Origin of the sequence: Cohnella silvisoli, assembly GCF_021190915.1 — a bacterium.
Classification (GTDB): domain Bacteria; phylum Bacillota; class Bacilli; order Paenibacillales; family Paenibacillaceae; genus Cohnella; species Cohnella silvisoli.
On the sequence record NZ_JAIOAP010000007.1, the window covers coordinates 60,736 to 78,246 of the forward strand.

At 50.4% G+C, this 17,511-nt stretch carries 16 protein-coding genes and 1 other annotated feature; of the genes, 4 read left to right on the forward strand and 12 right to left on the reverse strand.

The window, feature by feature from the left end; genetic code table 11:
• Positions 1–195: 195 nt before the first annotated feature.
• The 3 genes from K7P76_RS14515 to gpr all read right to left on the reverse strand — a co-directional run bounded on the left by K7P76_RS14515 (position 196) and on the right by gpr (position 3,060).
• Complete coding sequence (locus tag K7P76_RS14515) at positions 196–594, reverse strand: hypothetical protein (RefSeq protein WP_232186028.1); 399 nt, start codon at positions 592–594, stop codon at positions 196–198.
• A 21-nt stretch (positions 595–615) separates the two neighbouring features.
• Positions 616–1,878, reverse strand: coding sequence for a stage II sporulation protein P (gene spoIIP / locus K7P76_RS14520; RefSeq protein ID WP_232186029.1), 1,263 nt, complete (start codon positions 1,876–1,878; stop codon positions 616–618).
• Between the two features lie 177 nt (positions 1,879–2,055).
• Positions 2,056–3,060 carry a GPR endopeptidase gene (gene gpr / locus K7P76_RS14525; RefSeq protein ID WP_232186030.1) on the reverse strand — a complete coding sequence of 335 codons (1,005 nt, stop codon included), beginning with the start codon at positions 3,058–3,060 and terminating at the stop codon, positions 2,056–2,058.
• Between the two features lie 128 nt (positions 3,061–3,188).
• Between gpr and rpsT the strand changes: the two genes are divergently transcribed.
• Positions 3,189–3,461: a 30S ribosomal protein S20 gene (gene rpsT, locus K7P76_RS14530; RefSeq protein WP_232186031.1), complete on the forward strand. Its 273-nt coding sequence runs from the start codon at positions 3,189–3,191 to the stop codon at positions 3,459–3,461.
• 374 nt (positions 3,462–3,835) lie between these two features.
• Here the strand turns inward: rpsT and holA are convergent, their stop codons facing one another.
• The 3 genes from holA to K7P76_RS14545 all read right to left on the reverse strand — a co-directional run bounded on the left by holA (position 3,836) and on the right by K7P76_RS14545 (position 6,654).
• Positions 3,836–4,867 carry a DNA polymerase III subunit delta gene (holA, locus tag K7P76_RS14535; protein ID WP_232186032.1) on the reverse strand — a complete coding sequence of 344 codons (1,032 nt, stop codon included), beginning with the start codon at positions 4,865–4,867 and terminating at the stop codon, positions 3,836–3,838.
• 213 nt (positions 4,868–5,080) lie between these two features.
• On the reverse strand, positions 5,081–6,109 hold the full coding sequence (locus K7P76_RS14540) for an anti-sigma factor family protein (protein ID WP_232186033.1): 1,029 nt from the start codon (positions 6,107–6,109) through the stop codon (positions 5,081–5,083).
• On the reverse strand, positions 6,106–6,654 hold the full coding sequence (locus K7P76_RS14545; RefSeq protein ID WP_232186034.1) for an RNA polymerase sigma factor: 549 nt from the start codon (positions 6,652–6,654) through the stop codon (positions 6,106–6,108). The genes K7P76_RS14540 and K7P76_RS14545 overlap by 4 nt, the downstream gene beginning before the upstream one ends.
• 196 nt (positions 6,655–6,850) lie before the next feature.
• Here K7P76_RS14545 and K7P76_RS14550 point away from each other — a divergent pair, with 196 nt between their 5' ends.
• Both K7P76_RS14550 and K7P76_RS14555 read left to right on the forward strand, forming a co-directional pair.
• On the forward strand, positions 6,851–7,393 hold the full coding sequence (locus K7P76_RS14550; RefSeq protein ID WP_232186035.1) for an RNA polymerase sigma factor: 543 nt from the start codon (positions 6,851–6,853) through the stop codon (positions 7,391–7,393).
• Complete coding sequence (locus K7P76_RS14555; protein ID WP_232186036.1) at positions 7,380–8,111, forward strand: hypothetical protein; 732 nt, start codon at positions 7,380–7,382, stop codon at positions 8,109–8,111. The genes K7P76_RS14550 and K7P76_RS14555 overlap by 14 nt, the downstream gene beginning before the upstream one ends.
• 45 nt (positions 8,112–8,156) lie before the next feature.
• Here the strand turns inward: K7P76_RS14555 and K7P76_RS14560 are convergent, their stop codons facing one another.
• From K7P76_RS14560 to K7P76_RS14575, 4 genes are all read right to left on the reverse strand, one after another.
• Entirely contained in the window at positions 8,157–10,739 is a 2,583-nt protein-coding gene (locus K7P76_RS14560; RefSeq protein WP_232186037.1) for a DNA internalization-related competence protein ComEC/Rec2, read from the reverse strand.
• 77 nt (positions 10,740–10,816) lie between these two features.
• A complete protein-coding gene (locus K7P76_RS14565; RefSeq protein ID WP_232186038.1) occupies positions 10,817–11,335 on the reverse strand; it encodes a deoxycytidylate deaminase in 519 nt (172 codons plus the stop codon).
• Positions 11,336–11,368: 33 nt separating this feature from the next.
• Positions 11,369–12,661 carry a homocysteine synthase gene (locus tag K7P76_RS14570; protein ID WP_232186039.1) on the reverse strand — a complete coding sequence of 431 codons (1,293 nt, stop codon included), beginning with the start codon at positions 12,659–12,661 and terminating at the stop codon, positions 11,369–11,371.
• Positions 12,662–12,751: 90 nt separating this feature from the next.
• On the reverse strand, positions 12,752–13,408 hold the full coding sequence (locus K7P76_RS14575; protein WP_232186040.1) for a ComEA family DNA-binding protein: 657 nt from the start codon (positions 13,406–13,408) through the stop codon (positions 12,752–12,754).
• A gap of 105 nt (positions 13,409–13,513) precedes the next feature.
• Between K7P76_RS14575 and comER the strand changes: the two genes are divergently transcribed.
• Positions 13,514–14,347, forward strand: coding sequence for a late competence protein ComER (gene comER / locus K7P76_RS14580; RefSeq protein WP_232186041.1), 834 nt, complete (start codon positions 13,514–13,516; stop codon positions 14,345–14,347).
• A gap of 65 nt (positions 14,348–14,412) precedes the next feature.
• Here comER and K7P76_RS14585 read toward each other — a convergent pair whose 3' ends face one another.
• Entirely contained in the window at positions 14,413–14,568 is a 156-nt protein-coding gene (locus K7P76_RS14585) for a hypothetical protein (RefSeq protein WP_232186042.1), read from the reverse strand.
• A gap of 169 nt (positions 14,569–14,737) precedes the next feature.
• Positions 14,738–17,173, reverse strand: a complete 2,436-nt coding sequence (leuS, locus tag K7P76_RS14590) for a leucine--tRNA ligase (RefSeq protein ID WP_232186043.1) — start codon at positions 17,171–17,173, stop codon at positions 14,738–14,740.
• Between the two features lie 66 nt (positions 17,174–17,239).
• Positions 17,240–17,483, reverse strand: a binding site (T-box leader).
• Positions 17,484–17,511: the final 28 nt, after the last annotated feature.

Below are 17,511 nucleotides of genomic sequence, written 5' to 3' on the forward strand. Positions count from 1 at the left end.
CGCGAGGAACGACGAAACAAACCTGCCTAATAGGCATGCCGATCCCGTACGATCTGTCTCGCTTACGCGACGTTATGGAATTAGATCTGTGTAGAACCCGATACCAACATTAAAATTTCTCCTAACAAGTCGAATTGCTTTTATCATAAAAGATCGGACCGCACCGAGTCAAGCGACACTCGCTCGTCCGCAAAGTCATCCAGTCACTTTGTCAAAAAGCGATACCACCATGCGTATCCCATTACGCGATAGTTCATGCAGCACTTTAGCGGTTGTGCCCGAAACGCGATCGACGATCGGTTTGCGGTCGTTGCGGGGAATCAATTGTTCCTCATCCCAGTTGTAGAAGGGCGTATCGTCAACAGGTTGACGGGCTACGGAAGAGGCTTCGTTTTTATTACTTTGCTGCGTCTTATCGGTATTCGGCAGCGTCCATTCTCCATCCGCCGAGGTTTGCGTTTCTGAGCTTGGACTTTCCGTTGACAAGGGGCCATTCACATTCGCGATTCCCTTGGAAGATAGGTCCATCCCGTACAAAACGGCGAACGCCACGATTCCTGCCAGAATAAGCAGTTTGAAAGAATCCCTTCGCATACCCGTACCTCCTGCATACATTTATTTTTCCGCGTTAACTTTAACCGCATTCTCGTTTTCCCAGTACAACTCCGCAATAACCTTAGCTAGGATGTCAGCAGTGCGATAACATTCCTGCAGCGTATTGTCCACGCCGCCGATTTCGATAAGAACGCTGTCTGGAGCAATCGATTGGTTATATTCGCCGTTGCCATTGGCAGCTGTCTTTCCCCATACGCCTCGGGATAAACCGGGGTAATCCTTCTCAAGACGTTCGTGAATCTGATTCGCGAATTGCTCGTTTTCCCGCCAATTGGGGTTACGGTGCCCGATGATAAGGTAAACTTGCGCGTAGTCTTTCTGCTTGATGGTAGCGGTCGTTTTTTTGCGACGCTGGGAATCGCGATGAATGTCGAAGAAAAATTTAAGCTGTTTATTGCTGGCCAAAGCTTGGCGAACGGTTTGCAATGAATATTTGTAGGAATAATTCCAATTATAGCCCTGAACGGTAGTGGGATAGTCCTTCGAGGAGTGCGTGCTGCCTATTCCCAGCGATTCCAGCTGTTTAGCCAGCCTCTTTCCGACGAGTGTCACATTAACCGAATCCGAATTGGGATCCTTTTTGTCCGATTTCAGCTCGGGGTACCAGGACTCCCGATTATGGGAATGGTAGATAAACACAACCTTGCGGCCTTCCGTCGTTTGTTTGCCCGTAAACTTCGGCGGATTATCCTCTTCCTGAGAGGGCTCGGACGATGGCGTTTGTTCAATGGAAGAAGGGCTTTCTTCCGGTTGCAAGGTCGCTTTGGGATCCGGCGAGCCGTTTATGTCAGGTTGTCCATTGTCCGGCTGCCGATCTCCTTCATCGAGAGGACTGCGATCCTCTGGCGCTTCCGGTCCTCCCGATCCCGGACGCAGAAGCACGGAATGGTCTCTGTCCATTCCCGGCATTTCAAGCGCGAGCAGGCTCTTCGGATCGTCGGCATTCATGTCGGTCATAAACCGAAGCAGGAAAGCAGCCATGCGGCTGGCATGAAACGGGGATCCTTCCCCGGAATCCATATGCGGCAGCTCCATGCCTAGCAGCGATTTGAAAAACTGGCCGGACACGGAAGCGGCGAAGCCTTTCATCGACTGAACGGGAGAAGCGATCAACGACTTCTGCGCCATTCCTCCCAGACCTAGCAAAACGAATAAAACCATAGAGCATACGCTCAGTACGAAGTAGGCGCGGCCGGTAATCAGAATTCGCCTCCATCTTGCCTTTAGAAGCGGCCAATTCGGCGATCGGGCTATACGTTTCATCACTCATCCTCCCCGGAGTTCCTAGCATGCGGGCACCCCTTCTCTTGTTTGTATTGAATCATATGAGAGGATGAAAAATGATAGAACAACCAATTCAGAGTTTGATAGATTTAGGAAAAAAGCATAGGAAAAACCCGGCTCATTCCAGCCGGGTCTTATCGTATGAGCAACGGTATGTCAGTGGGTATAAGCAGCTACGTTGTCGGTGTCCACGGCTTCATGCAACGCCGCGTTCAGCCCGCTTGCGATAACGTTCGCGATATCCTCCATGAACTTGTCGATTTCCTTCGGTGTCACGAGAAGGTCGTGACCAACCGGATTAAGTACCTCTCTTACGAGTTGCAGCCGTTCCGTTTCCTCCATTTTGCCGAACACCCCGAACAGCGGCTCGGTATCGGGAGTATGTTTCTTCATGTGCTCGAAAACCATGTCCATCGTGTTGTTAACGATTGTCGATGCGTACACGACGGTCGGGACGCCGATTCCGATGCAAGGGACACCCAGTATTTCTTGCGTTAGCCCTTTGCGTTTATTCCCGATTCCAGACCCGGGATGAATGCCCGTATCCGCGATCTGTATCGTCGTATTCACCCGGTCGAGCGACTTGGCCGCGAGCGCATCCACGGCTATAACGAGATCAGGCTTTGAATTCTGAACGATGCCCTGCACGATATCGCTCGATTCGATACCTGTCGTCCCAAGCACGCCGGGCGCGACCGCGCTGACCGGCCGATATCCGGGATTAACCTGATCGGGCATCAGCTCGAAGAATTGGCGCGTAACCATTATATTTTCTACGACTACAGGCCCGAGAGCATCGGGGGTTACGTTCCAGTTGCCTAGTCCAACGACAAGAACGCTGCTCTTCTCGGTAATGCCGATCCTCTTGAGGAACGCCTCGAACTCCCTTGCGAAAGAAGTGGCTACTTTATCCTGCAGCGTCGTATCCCCTTGGCGCAATTCCGGTACTTCCAACGTGACGTAATGGCCGACCATCTTGCCGATCTTCTGCGCGGCTTCATCGGTTTGGATGTGCATCCGGGTCAAAATAATTCCGTCTGCTTTATCGGTCTCCGACCATACGCCGGGTATTTCTCCCGCGGACTGAGCTTGGGTTGCGATTTCCTTGGCTTCAAGCGCCAGATCCGTTCGTACGTCATACATGGACAAATCGATGTTCATCGGGTGATCTAAAGCCCCTTTCGCTTGCGGATTGAGGTGGGAAATCTGCTTGCTTTTTGACCCCTTGCATGATAGAATGTTACAAGTTGTGTGGAGAAATACTTCTGTTTTTGCTGGAGGTGAAAAGAATGCCAAACATCAAATCCGCCATTAAACGTACCAAAACGAACGAAGCTCGCCGTCAACGCAATGCTTCGGCTAAATCCGCTCTACGTACAGCTGTTAGACAAGCTGATGTAGCGGTCGTAGGAACGGACGTAAACGCTGCTAAAGCAGCTTACGGAGCGGCTCAGAAAAAGTTGGACAAAGCGGCAACCAAAGGGCTCATTCACAAAAATGCAGCTGCTCGCAAAAAGTCCCGTCTGGCCAAAAAAATCAACGCATTGTCCGCCCAAGCGTAAGCTTGCGCCTGACGTATATGCGGCAACCGCATCCCGACGATACGGTTGCCATGAAAAAGCCATCCTTGGTGCAGGGTTACCTGCCTAGGATGGCTTTTTTTGTTGGATTTCATTAGCGATGCAGACAACTTTATTGCACAAACCATGTGCGCCGAAAAGTAAGTCCCACTCCACCGCTTGTTGTAATCCAGTTGCCTTGAATTGATTATGCGGATGCAACAGGATTACAAAGGCGGCCGTAAACTTTCCGTGGGACTTACTTTCCTCTGCACATTCTGTGCAATCGTTAGCTGCATAAATAATGAAACCCAACAAAGTTGGGATTCGTGTTGGTAAGCCCCGATGGCCTCGGGGCTTTCTATGTAAGGGCATGGTTAGCTTGCGCCGGCTGAGCCTGTTTTTAGCAAGAACAGTTCAAGGCCAAGAGCCTTTTCGATACGGCCGGTTTTCATGCTGTAGTCTAGATCGGCTAACTCGGAGAGCATGGAAGCCAGGCGCTCTTGGCTGAATTTGCGTGCTTGCTCGCCGGTGATTTTCACGGCATATGGGTGTAAGCCGAGTTGAGATGCCATCTGCTGGGGCGAGTAACCCTGGCTGCCAAGCTCCTTAACGTAGAGCATATTGCGGAATTGACGGACGAGCAGAGCCATAAGTTTGATCGGCTCTTCGCGTTGCTTCAACAAATCGTAATAAAGCGTAATCGCTTCTGCCGTGCGTAGAGCCGCCAATTCCTCCGTCAACCGGAATACGTTCTGCTCCGTCGCGATAGGCACCAGGGCATTAACCGATTCGGTCGTCACCGTACCGCCAATTCCGGCATGCAAGCATAACTTATCCGTCTCTGCCGCCAACGCATGCATGTCCGTGCCAACGCGTCGGAGGAGTTCTTCCGCTGCTTGGTTCGCCATCGAGCGGCCTTGATTGCTGACGCGCTTGAGCAGCCACTGTAAAAGCTCCTCGGATTGCAAAGGCGTGAATGAGATGACGGAATCGTTCGATTTTGCGGTTTTGACCAGTTTCTTGCGTTCATCGAGCTTCTCATGCGGCACGATAAAGACAAGCACGGTCGTCTCGGACGGTTGTCCCATGTACGCCAGCAGCCTCTCCGGCCGATGTTCCACGCGGCTTGATTCTTTGCCCGAAGCGAACAAGACGCTATCCCTTACGAGCACGATTTTGCTCGGTACAAGGAATGGAAGAGTTTCGGCCTCTTCAATGATGCTGTCGAGCGGGGTTTCGCCCGTCTCAAAACGAACGACTGCCATTTCCCGATGCTCCGGCTCGACGAGCTTCTCCAGCAGCCGTTCGATAAACTCGTTCATGATGTAGGATTCCGTACCGTAACATACATATATCGGAGCAGTACTCCCTTGCTTTATTGAACGAAAAGCTTGTTTGGCATCCATTATGATTTCGTTCCCTCCAACTCCAACGTTTAACAAACAACAAAGAGATCACACCGTTAGGCAGGCGCGATCCCTTTGTCCTCGGACATCTATATCAACGTTCGCCGGCCGGCCCATGGTGCCGTGCGCGAACGACCGCGACGCCGTCCGAAGGACGAACGCCAACTCCATCTATACACTATACGCACATTGCCGCAAAAGGTGACGATGAAGTTAACGCGTCGTTTCTTTTACATTAACCGTATCGAATTGCCATTGCGTTTGATGGCCATCGGCATCCGTTAGCGTAAAGTATAAAATCGTGTTCTCTTCGTTCCAGTTCAGGAAACTTATTTTGCCTTCCCGAACTTCGGAATGAAATAATTCGCTTTCGTCGGCGGTGTTGTACACCTGATAGGTTCCCGCACCTTCCACTGCGATTGCTCTCCACTTGCCGTCCGTCGATAAGGATACCGCAGCCGGAATCGCGTTGAGAGACATCGGAGGTTCGCTGGGACTTATTGCTTCAGGGTTTTCCGCTGATGATTTACCACTTTCTTGGCCGCCGCTCGTAGCCGTAACCTGTTGTTTATTATCAACTTTAGGTACGACAGCTTCATTCTGAGAGTCAGCTGATGACCTTGATATCGGTCCCGTAAATTTCATTGATTTGTCCGCAGAATTATCCGTAGTTTGCTCCGAAATTTGATCGCTTAGCTTGGAGCTCGGCACCGGAGCTTGCGATGATTCAGGCGTCTCTGCGTTTGAATCCATCATCGCGTTAAATTTCATTGCGCGTTGCTCCGAAGCAGCGGGAGCAGATTGCGTGTCCAGGGCAGAAGCATCTTTGTTGCTGCTTCCTCCGGTAAGCGACCATTGGCTTGGATTGCCGAAGAGCAGCAATCCAACGATAACACCCGCTGCTACTACGCCCGATATTTTGCGGTATAGATAACGAGACGGGCGATTCGAGCGCGAGCTTCCATGCATCGCATCGGATTGTTCCTCGCTGCCGCGTGATCCGCCTGCCGAATCAGCCGCATGAAGGCGTTCCAATTCGGGAAGTATGGCATCTACAAGGCTGAATTTAGGTACTACCCGCGGCAGCTGTTCCAGTTCGCTGGATAATTTTTGCAGTCTAACTAACATGGCGGCGCAATCCGGGCATTGACCAGCATGATCCATCATGAGCGACGTTTCTTGTTGATCCAAATCGCCGTCAATGTAACGCTGCATGAGTTCCATCACCTCTTGGCAAATCATCCCCGGACACCACCTTTCTGATAGTCATGAAGAAGAGTTTGTAATTGTTGCCGGGCTCGAAATAAGTACGATTTAACGGTATTTAGCGGTAAATTCAACGAATCGGCGATTTCATTGTACGAGAAATCCTGCAAATAACGGAGCACGACTACGGTACGATGATGCTCCGGCAGCTTGCCGATCGCTTCGCGTATTTCCTCCGCAGCGTATGCGGAAAGAACCTCGGTTTCTACATTATCCCCTGCTTGAAAAACCATATCATGCTCGTCGATGGAAACAGAGGGTTTTTTGCGCCGAAATTTATCAATGCATATGTTCGTTACGATCCGCTGCACCCAAGTGCGAAACTGAGCTTTTTCCTCGTAGGAATCGATTTTCGTATAAATACGGATGAGCGCATCCTGAGAAGCGTCCAAAGCATCTTGCTCGTTATTTAACAAATAATAAGCAGTGCGATATACTTGATGCTCAATTTCGCGGAGTAGCGCAACGAGAGCTTCCCGGTCGCCCGCTTGTGCGGCTTTGATCAGAGCCGGCTCCACCACAGAAGATCCTCCTCCCCTGCACCCTCTCAGACGTCAGTGTCCGAATAAAGGTTGCAATCCCCCCGAGGGAATTTACGGCAAATTTTTTCTTTCTCACTTTAGTCTAGCAAAAATGTTCTAAAACTCATAATGTTTTATGTTGGATATACGGAACCGAACCGTATTTCGCGCTGTCTAATAGGTTGGAGGTGAACTCATGGGTACCGAATATCTCAAGCATGTCGATTCCGTAGTCGTCTCGGAGCTTGCAATCTTAATGGATCAATATGGGGACGACGTGTGGAAATATGCTTATATTCTAACCAAGGACAGAGAACAAGCCAAAGATATCGCTCAGGAGGTTTTTATTAAAGCACATTATAGTATCCATACTTTCAGAGGTCAGTCTTCCGTTAAAACCTGGTTGCTCGCCATCACGAGAAATATTTCATTAAACTATTTGTCTTCTAGTTACTTCAGGAGAATTATGCTGTTTGGCAATGTCAAATTAAAACAATCGAGCGAGTCTGCGGAAGCGGCTTACCTGAACAAACAATCCGCGGCCGAAGTTTGGAGCATCATCCTACAACTGTCGGGCAAGTTGCGCGAGGTGCTCGTCTTGGATTTAGAACATGACTTATCCGTACAAGAAACGGCTCAACTGCTTAATTTGCCGGAGGGCACAGTTAAGTCAAGGCTTCACCGCGCCCGTAAGGAAGTAGAAAATCGGTTAAAGGGGTGGAACAATGAACGATCCTAAACCGGATTGGTACGGCAAAGCCAAGGACGCTTTCGATAAGCCATTATTTACGGAGGAGATGAAGTTGGAAGTGAGTCGTCGCATTCAAGAAAAACAGCCTGTTAGAAGGAATCGTGCCGTATGGACGGTTACCGCAGCCGCCATCGTCATTTGTGCCGCAATATTGCTGGTTGTCGTTCCTAGATGGATAAATGATTATACGCCTTTAACCGCATCACCCCCATCGTCTTCTAACCTTGAAACCCAGACGCCCGCGCCAACCGAAAGCGGGAAGGATAAGCTATTCAGCCGCAGCGTTTATGAGGGGACATCAACCATTCAGTTGCAAGTAAACGGCTCCGCTGTAGACGCAACTTGGTTCAAGGATCCCCTCGAGAGCTTTGGCCTGTACTTGCCAGCCTCGGTCAAGACTGTCAAATTCGAGGACGGTTATGAATACAAGACCACGGACGGCAAAGGAATTATCCAACTAAGGGGAGCCGATGAATCGACGTTGCCTTCCTTGCGTTTAGAAAAAGATCTCAGCGCTTATGAGGAGTATGTCGGCACGGAATTTTGGGGAGATAACCAAACCATCCGCTACGACTATTTCCTGTTAGAAGCCGATGCGGATCATCGAACCTATATCGCTATCCGTTACAATACCACCGATACGAAGCAGGTACGTCCTCAGCTCCTCGCCGTCATTGCCAATATCCGTTACGTTCCTGAGAATTAATCCCACAACCGTCGATTTTCTAAATCGGCGGTTGTTTTTTCACCCCTAGCGCACCATTCTTCTTTTCATTGTTCCGTCCGGATGGATTCGATATTGAATTTCTCCATCCCGATCCGTTCGAAATATTTGGCTGCCCGAAGCATTAAGCCGCGCTAGGACGGTTGGATGGGGATGCCCGTAGCTATTGTTTCGTCCGACGGAAATGACAGTTTCAACCGGCTGCCAATAGTTCAACCACTCTTGGGTAGTAGAAGTTTTGCTGCCGTGATGCCCTGCCTTTAACACATCGATCCGTTGATGCTTATTCCCAGTCTTGTCCTCGGCTGCGACGACTTCCCGTTCACCCTCGGCCTCCAGGTCACCAGGCAATAGGAAGCTTCGTCCATAAACGGATATTAGCAACACAATGCTTCGTTCATTTTGCTCTTTCCATATTTTTATCGTATTCCCTGAGTCGGTTAGTTCTGCCCTTGGATAAAGCGCATGAAGACTGGTGGTCGCGTCTACTTTCCATTCCATATCCGTATGGACGGAATAACAGGGAATGTTATGGTCCAACGCCAATTGAAATAGTTTCGCGGGTGCAGGCGAGTCCTTCATCGTTCCGTTAAATAGCATAGAACGAATAGGAATATTTTCGATAACCGCCTGGGCTCCTCCGATATGATCGGCATCCAAGTGCGTAAGCACCAGCGCATCAAGCTCTCTTATTCCGCGCTTAAGCAGCAGGGGAACGAGCAATTTGCGTCCAACCTCATAAGGGTCGCTCCGCGCGCGCCATTCCTCGCCCGGTTTATGGAAGCTGACTGTCCCGCCGGTGTCAATCAGTATGTGTTTGCCTTCCCCGGTGCGGATCAGAATACTGTCTCCTTGACCGACATTAATAAATGAGATTGTCGCACTATGATCAAGCCATGCTGGTTGATAGCCCCATACGATCCAGACTAAATAAAGCGCAGCGATTCCAACTTTATAAATGGTCGATTTGAGTTGATTGCGACTCGGTTGACGATACTCGAACGCTAACGGCGCTGTCCGGTCATCCTCCGGATTTGTCAAAATCCCTTCATCCGCTGCTTGTTGTGACCACCACTCCCGCTCCTGTTTGACCGCTAGCCTTCTTTTTAACAAGACAACCCCTATGCCCATGAGAAAATAAGCGGTAACAACCCATAACAAAGAGGGTTGAGGCCAAACCGTTCTTAGCCTGCTGAAGCCGTTCAACCATTCGACTAAATGGAAGGTTAGCTGATTGCCCATCGTAGCTAGCTTCGCAGGAATGATCCCCATCGGAAACCACAAAGCGCCTAAAACAATAGACGCCATTCCGAGGGGCATGACGATAAAGCTAATGAACGGCACGAGGAAGAAGTTAGCGGGCAGCGATAACAAGTGTGCGGCATGAAAATAATAGATGGTGAGCGGAAAAGAAACGACCTGAGCCGTCAAGGTAACCGCCAAGGGTGCTCTTAACCACTTCCAAGGAATGGGCAGCGACTCCGTCACGGTCGGGACAAACAGGATTAATCCCGCCGTTACGATAAAGGATAGCTGGAAGCTGACATCCTCGACAAGGGACGGATTCCATATTAGCATAAGCAGCGCTGCCGAGAGCAACAGATGTAGCCCGTCCTTCAAGGCATGACGGCGGGCTAACCATAGTGCGAGCATGGCCATCAAACACGCACGAACGGCCGATGGAGAAGCGCCCGTGATCATCATATAAAGCGGCATCATCGCAATCGTTAGATCCAATGTGCGTTCCCGGGTCAACCTCAGCCAAGCCCCCGTTTGCAGCAATAAAAAAACGACCACTCCCACGTGAAGTCCGGAAATAGCGAGCACATGGGTTAATCCGAGCCTAGCGAAATCATCGAATTGCTCTGGATTGAGATCAGAGCGTATGCCGACTACCAATCCTTTCATATAACCGGCATCTCCATGGGGGAATAGTCGGTCCATCAAGCCCCCTATCGCATTCCGCAAATCATCCAGAGCTCTAAGCGGTTTTCCAATTAACGGGGTTTCACCCTTCGAATAGTTAACGGAATGGGTTCCTTTCGCGGTAAGCTGCCAATGGATTCCCTGCTTCTTTAAGTAGTTCCGATAATCGAAAGCGCCGAAGTTGCCTGCATCTCCCGGAAGTTCCATAATCCCTTTAACCGTAATTGCATCTTCTCTTTTCCATTTGGAAGCCAATGTTTGCTCCGATTGTTTACTCAGCTTGATTCTGATCATGACGGTGTCGCTCATCTTCTGTTCCGATGCCGGTGAGGCGAGCCGAATAGTCTTTGCCTTTAATCGAAACGTAACCAAATCCCCATCTACTTCAATAATAGAAGCAATTGTCCCGGATAATACGGCTTCCGCCCCTTCTGTCGCTTCCGTTATAGCGAGATCCGATGTATTGCGATGTTCGACCCAATATCGCTCTCCGCTTGCCAGCATAAGCGCTAGACAGCACATGATTAATAATTTCAGGTTTATTTGCCCGTATAGACCCAATCCGGTAAGCAAAAGCAGCAGCGCACCTAACGCTAACACTGCGTCTAATCCCTGACACAATGACAAAATAGATACTCCGATTATCCAACAGCACGTGATTGCGACAAGCGGCCTTCCGTTCATGATCAGCCTCCTTTCTTACAACAAAGAAAGAACCTCTCCACCGATATAATCCGGTGAAGAGGTTCTTCCTCTTCTAGCTATGATCCGTCCTGCACTTCAGTGTCCGCGGGAGGAACGTAATTCGTTAATTGCCGGAAGAGCAAGCCTCTTTGACTCATCAACGCGGCTACTTTGCCATGATCCTTCGGATAGGGCCGGTAATAAACGATTTCCGCGATACCGCTATTCGCCAGCATGTTCGCGCAAGTCCAGCATGGCTGATCCGTTACATAAACAACCGAACCTTCCCGATCGACACGATCCGTGAACAAAAGCAAATTCTGCTCCGCATGTATCGTACGTATGCAGCGCTGCTTTTTGATCATTTCGTTAGTGGCGGAGCCCGTTGGGGCTGGCTCGTACTCCTCAACGATCATGCAACCAGCCTCGGAACAATCCTGCACTCCCATCGGAGCGCCGTTATATGCTGTTCCGAGCAGCTTCTTCCCTTGTACGAGCACCGTGCCCACATGACGTCGGGGGCAGCGGGAGCGGGTCGAAACCATAAAGGCGATATCCATAAAATACGTATCCCAGTCTTTGCGCAGGGACGTCATAACCACAACCTCCGCTTCGGCTTGCTTTGCCCTTTACTTCTGGCTAGCTGCCAATGCTTGATCCAAGTCATTAATAATATCCTTGATGCCTTCGGTTCCCACCGAAAGACGAATCATACCCGGTTGAACGCCCGCGGCGATTTGCTCCGACTCGCTAAGCTGCTGGTGAGTCGTGCTCGCCGGATGAATGATCAGCGACTTCGAATCTCCTACGTTCGCCAGATGGGAGAACAGTTTTACGGCGTTTATAACTTTTTTGCCGGCTTCGACTCCGCCCTTAATACCGAAAGTCAAGATCGCGCCTTGGCCATTAGGCAAGTAACGCTGTCCAAGCTTGTAGGAAGGATGGCTTTCCAAGCCCGCATAGTTGACCCATTCCACTGCAGGGTGGGATTCCAGGAACTTCGCCACGGCTATTGCGTTGCTGCTATGGCGCTCCATGCGCAGGTGAAGGGTTTCCAACCCTTGCAAGAACATGAAGGAATTAAACGGAGCTAACGCTGCCCCCATATCACGAAGCAATTGTACACGCATTTTGATAATATAAGCAACCGGTCCAACGGCATCCGTGTATACGACGCCATGATAGCTTGGATCCGGTTCGGTCAAGCCGGGGAATTTGCCGCTTGCTTTCCAGTCGAACTTGCCGCCATCTACAACGATTCCGCCGATTGATGTGCCGTGGCCGCCGATAAATTTTGTTGCCGAGTGAAGGACAATGTCTGCGCCATGATCCAATGGACGGCATAACAACGGAGTCGCAAAAGTGCTGTCGATGATAAGCGGGATTCCGTTTTCATGCGCGATGGCGGCAACTGCGGCGATATCGAGGATATCTCCTCTCGGATTACCGATCGTTTCCGCGAAGATGGCCTTCGTTTTCGGCGTAATAGCTCCGCGGAAGTTTTCCGGATTGGATGGATCGACGAACTTAACCGTTACTCCAAGCTTAGGCAAAGTCGTCGAGAACAGGTTATACGTACCGCCGTACAAGCTTGCCGCAGAGACGATTTCATCCCCGGTACCGGCAATGTTAAGAATGGAGTACGTAATAGCCGCTTGGCCGGATGCAACTGCAAGAGCAGCGGCACCGCCTTCTAAGGCAGCTACACGTTGTTCGAAAACGTCGGAAGTCGGATTCATGATACGCGTATAAATATTGCCGAACTCTTTAAGCGCGAACAAGTTGGCGGCATGTTCAGTATCGCGAAATCCGTAAGAAGTCGTCTGATAGATCGGTACCGCACGCGACATTGTAGTGGGATCAATCTGTTGTCCAGCATGAACAGCTAGTGTTTCCAGTGAATACGATGGCTCTTTACTCATTCCAAGTAACCTCCCAATAGGTAAATAAATGAATTCTCTATCATTTTCTCATATTTGCAACCAATGATAAAGCCAAGCCGTTTATCATCTTCATTTCGTGGCGGAAATACGTATTTTTGAGGATATTCGCTCCAGTACTTTGGGCCCGATTCCTTTCACCTCAAGCAACTGCTCCACGTTTCGAAATCCATTAAGCTTCTCCCGGTATGCGATGATGGCTTTCGCTTTGGAAGGACCAATGCCAGGCAGATTGTCCAGATCGGATTGCGTTGCTTGATTCAGATCAAGTAACGTGGAATGATCGGATTCAATGTCCGGTTTGGTGGGTGTATTGCCAGCCGATCCCTCTTCGTGAGAATCGACATTTTTACCATTTGCCCCCTCTCCTGTTGCCTCTTTTCCTTCAACCGTGCCTCCCTTTGCAGCTTCACCTTGAACTTCACTTCCTTTTGCTTCGTACGCGTTCCCTTTCACCGCATCTCCTTCAACCTTGTCCCCCTTTAGTTCGCCTCCTTGTAGGTCCGATAAAGAGTTTGCTGATGCTCGCGGTGTTTGCGATGAATTGGACTCTTGCGTGTTTTGCAAATTTTCAATTGTTGCTTTCAGAGGTTCGTTTACCGACACCCAACCTGGAATCGATGCATCCTTCGAACTATGAAATAACGCGTAAGCAAGAAGCAATCCCCCCGTGAGCATCATTCCTGTCACGATTATTTTGTTTGTTTTTAGTAAACTTCCCTTTGCCATTATTAACCCTCCTAACTCAATTCCTGCGCAAAATAAAACGTCATGTCGGCCAAACCCTTGCTCATACAATGGAAAATAGATGGGTTTCCTTGGGAGGGACAGAAGATGAAGATCGGCTTCATTGGTGCTGGCAGCATGGGGAGCATGTTGATAGGAGCGTTCATACGCACTGGCGCAATGCAGCCGGACAACATCATGGTTAGCTCCAGAACGCCTTCCAAATTGGCAGAGTTGGCTGAACAATATCCCGGACTGCAGATTGCCGCATCAAACAAACAAGCGGCGATCGGTGCGGATTATTTGTTTTTGTGCATTAAGCCGCTCGATTTCCGCAGGGTGCTCGATGAAATATCGCATGCGCTGACTCCCGGGCAAATCGTTATTTCCATTACTAGCCCCGTTAAAATCTCATCTCTGGAGGAAATGCTTCCGTGCAAAGTCGCCAAAATCATCCCTAGCGTCGTGAACGCCGTAGGAAGCGGCGCATCTTTATTCATGTGGGGAGCGCGATTGACGAAAGATGACCAAGCCGCATTGTGGGAATTGTTCTCCTGTATAAGCAGGCCTATAGAAATATTAGAGGAAGAGGTGCGTGTGGCCTCCGACCTATCTAGCTGCGGCCCTGCATTCCTAGCCTATATGCTGGAGCAATTTATCGAAGCCGCAACGATGTCCACAGGCATGGAACGCGAGACGGCAACTGCGCTAGCATGTGAAATGATGCTGGGAACCGCACGGCTTATGCTAGAACTACCATGTTCACCGAGCGAACTGCAAGCCAAAGTATCGGTACCAGGCGGTATAACGGCAGCCGCTTTGGAAGTTTTGCGTAAAACAACCCGCGGCGCTTTCCTGCAAGTGCTCTATACAACCCACGAGAAGTTTGCGGAAGACTTAGACAGGGTAGATTCCTCCTTGTTCCCCAGAGAACGAACTTAGGCGATGCAAAGCGGTTCTCCGCTTTGTATCGCTTTTTCGCATGTGCTTGTAGACCGTTAGTTTGACTAAGTCGAACTGCGACACTCCCCAGCTACTCCCAGCAACCAAATAGTAATTTTCTCCGCATGGACGACAAAACCTTCGCATTCGAAAGCGATCGCGAGCGGCTCATAGTATACATCGATATACACTTGGCTCCTCTCGTACTCCACTTCGAACATTCCAATACCTTCCCGGAAAATGTAATGTAAAAACCAATTTACCGCGCAACCACTGTTTAAAAACAAAACGCCATCTATCCCCGAAAATAGGGATAAACGGCGTGTGCTTCACGCGCAATTCGCATGCATATTGGAAAAGCGATAATCGAGCGAGTCGGAAATGGATATGTCAGTTCGCAACAATATTGACGAGCTTACCCTTGACCGCGATGATCTTGCGGATCGTTTTGCCTGCGATTAGTTCCTTCACCTTCTCGGATTCGAGCGCCAGCGCTTCCATGCCCGCTTCATCGAGATCGGCGGGAATGTTCAGACGGTCGGCAATCTTGCCGCTTACTTGTACGACGATCTCGACCTCAGAATCAATCGTGAGCGATACATCGTATTGCGGCCAAGCGACATACGAGACCGAGCCTTCAAATCCAAGCTTCTCCCAAAGCTCTTCGGCAATATGCGGCGCAATCGGAGAAAGCATCTGCACGAAATGTACCAACGCTTGCTTAGGCAACGTTTCCGTCTTGTACGCCTCGTTGACGAAGATCATCATCTGGCTGATCGCGGTATTAAACCGCAAAGCCTCGTAATCCTCGCCGACCTTCTTCAGGCTCTTATGCCAAGTCCGACGGAAAGCTTCATCGCCCGCAACGTCTTGGATTTTGCCGTTCAGATTGCCGTTATCATCGACGAACAAACGCCATACGCGGGAGAGGAAACGGTAGACGCCTTCCACTCCGTTCGTATTCCATGGCTTTGTCGCCTCCAAAGGCCCCATGAACATCTCGTATACGCGAAGCGTATCGGCACCGAACTCGTTGACGATATCATCCGGGTTAATGACGTTTCCGCGGGATTTGGACATTTTCTCGTTGTTCATGCCCAAAATCATGCCTTGGTTAACAAGCTTGTGAAACGGCTCTTTCGTATTCACGACACCGATATCGTAGAGCACCTTGTGCCAGAAACGCGCATATAGCAAGTGAAGAACCGCATGCTCCGCGCCGCCAATGTACAGATCGACCGGCAGCCAATCGCGCTGCTTCTCCGGAGAGCAAATCTCATCCGCGTTATGCGGATCGATAAAGCGCAAATAATACCAACAACTGCCTGCCCATTGCGGCATCGTATTCGTCTCGCGACGCGCAGGGCGACCATTGCGAGGGTCGATTACGTTAACCCAGTCCGTCACGTTGGCCAGCGGGGATTCGCCCGTTCCCGAAGGTTGGATGGCATCGACGTTAGGCAGCAACAACGGGAGTTCTTCTTCAGGAACCGTGTCCATCGTGCCATCCTCATAGTGCAGTACCGGGATCGGCTCGCCCCAATAACGTTGACGGCTGAACAGCCAATCGCGTAAACGGTAAGTGACTTTGCCTTTTCCTTTGCCTTCGTTCTCCAAACGGGAGATCATGGCGGCAATCGCCTCTGCCGTCTCCAAACCGTTCAGGAAACCGGAATTAACGAGCTTTCCATCGCCCGTATATGCAGCCGCCTCGACATCTCCGCCTGAAACAACTTCTATAATCGGCAACTCAAACTTTTTAGCAAACTCCCAGTCCCGCTCGTCATGCCCCGGAACGGCCATAATAGCCCCCGTACCGTATCCGCCAAGTACGTAATCGGCGATCCAGATCGGCACTTTGCTTCCATTCACCGGATTAACCGCGTAAGCTCCCGTGAACACGCCGCTTTTATCCTTCGCCAGATCGGTACGCTCCAGATCGCTCTTACGAGCTGCCTGATCGACATAAGCTTCAACTGCCGCCTTTTGTTCTGCCGAAGCGATTGCACCAACCAACTCATGCTCCGGTGCCAGAACGCAATAAGTCGCTCCGAACAAAGTATCCGGACGTGTCGTGAACACCGTCAGTGCCGCCGCATGCCCCTCAATAAGAAACTCAACCTCAGCGCCAGTGGACTTGCCGATCCAATTGCGCTGCATATCCTTAATGCTCTCCGACCAATCCAGCTCTTCTAAATCCTCAAGCAATCTTTCCGCATATTCCGTAATCTTAAGCATCCATTGGCGCATCGGCTTGCGAATGACCGGATGTCCTCCGCGCTCGCTCAAGCCGTCGATAACTTCCTCGTTCGCCAATACCGTTCCGAGCGCCGGACACCAGTTAACCGGAACTTCGGCGACGTAAGCAAGACCTTTCTTATACAATTGGATGAAAATCCACTGCGTCCACTTGTAATAATCCGGATCCGTCGTGCTGATTTCCCGATCCCAATCATAAGAGAAGCCGAGTGATTTAATCTGGCGACGAAAATTATCGATATTCTCTACCGTGATCTCCCGTGGATGACGCCCCGTTTGAAGCGCATACTGCTCGGCCGGCAATCCGAATGCGTCCCAGCCCATCGGGTGCAGGACGTTATAGCCTTTCATACGCTTGTAGCGGCTTACGATATCCGTTGCCGTATAGCCTTCCGGGTGACCCACGTGCAATCCTGCCCCGGACGGGTAGGGAAACATATCCAGCGCGTAAAACTTAGGTTTGCCCGCTTCCTCGGTCGTGCGAAATGTCTCGTGCTTATCCCAATATTGCTGCCACTTCGGTTCGATCTTAAGCGGTTGATAGCCTTGCCCGTTTTCCTGCGACATGTCGTTAAACTCTCCTTATGATTAAATCTCATCGTAAAACAAAAAACTCCCGCCCCTAGCGTTGTCGCTAGGGACGAGAGGATTATTTCCCGTGGTACCACCCTAGTTGACGGCTATCCTGCTTGGATGTCCGCCCACTTGTGCCTCGTAACGAGAGGTGAACGCCAAGCCTGTCGAATCGCCATTTACCGGCAAGTCGCTCAGCTCGGAGGCTCCATGGCGAGTTCATCGTCTACGTTAACCGGCTTGCACCATCCGCCGGCTCTCTGGGTAACGCATAACGGTTACTGCTCCATATCACAGCCAAAGTATGCAATGATTATAGCCAATATTCGCAA

Excerpts from the sequence above, each read along its gene's own strand:
- K7P76_RS14540 (WP_232186033.1), bottom strand. The coding sequence starts at position 6,109 with ATGATTTGCCAAGAGGTGATGGAACTCATGCAGCGTTACATTGACGGC.
- K7P76_RS14575 (WP_232186040.1), bottom strand. The coding sequence starts at position 13,408 with ATGGCAAAGGGAAGTTTACTAAAAACAAACAAAATAATCGTGACAGGA.
- gpr (WP_232186030.1), bottom strand. The coding sequence starts at position 3,060 with ATGAACATCGATTTGTCCATGTATGACGTACGAACGGATCTGGCGCTT.
- spoIIP (WP_232186029.1), bottom strand. The coding sequence starts at position 1,878 with ATGAAACGTATAGCCCGATCGCCGAATTGGCCGCTTCTAAAGGCAAGA.
- rpsT (WP_232186031.1), top strand. The coding sequence starts at position 3,189 with ATGCCAAACATCAAATCCGCCATTAAACGTACCAAAACGAACGAAGCT.
- comER (WP_232186041.1), top strand. The coding sequence starts at position 13,514 with ATGAAGATCGGCTTCATTGGTGCTGGCAGCATGGGGAGCATGTTGATA.
- K7P76_RS14555 (WP_232186036.1), top strand. The coding sequence starts at position 7,380 with ATGAACGATCCTAAACCGGATTGGTACGGCAAAGCCAAGGACGCTTTC.
- holA (WP_232186032.1), bottom strand. The coding sequence starts at position 4,867 with ATGGATGCCAAACAAGCTTTTCGTTCAATAAAGCAAGGGAGTACTGCT.
- K7P76_RS14585 (WP_232186042.1), bottom strand. The coding sequence starts at position 14,568 with ATGTTCGAAGTGGAGTACGAGAGGAGCCAAGTGTATATCGATGTATAC.
- K7P76_RS14550 (WP_232186035.1), top strand. The coding sequence starts at position 6,851 with ATGGGTACCGAATATCTCAAGCATGTCGATTCCGTAGTCGTCTCGGAG.
- leuS (WP_232186043.1), bottom strand. The coding sequence starts at position 17,173 with ATGTCGCAGGAAAACGGGCAAGGCTATCAACCGCTTAAGATCGAACCG.
- K7P76_RS14565 (WP_232186038.1), bottom strand. The coding sequence starts at position 11,335 with ATGACGTCCCTGCGCAAAGACTGGGATACGTATTTTATGGATATCGCC.
- K7P76_RS14560 (WP_232186037.1), bottom strand. The coding sequence starts at position 10,739 with ATGAACGGAAGGCCGCTTGTCGCAATCACGTGCTGTTGGATAATCGGA.
- K7P76_RS14515 (WP_232186028.1), bottom strand. The coding sequence starts at position 594 with ATGCGAAGGGATTCTTTCAAACTGCTTATTCTGGCAGGAATCGTGGCG.
- K7P76_RS14570 (WP_232186039.1), bottom strand. The coding sequence starts at position 12,661 with ATGAGTAAAGAGCCATCGTATTCACTGGAAACACTAGCTGTTCATGCT.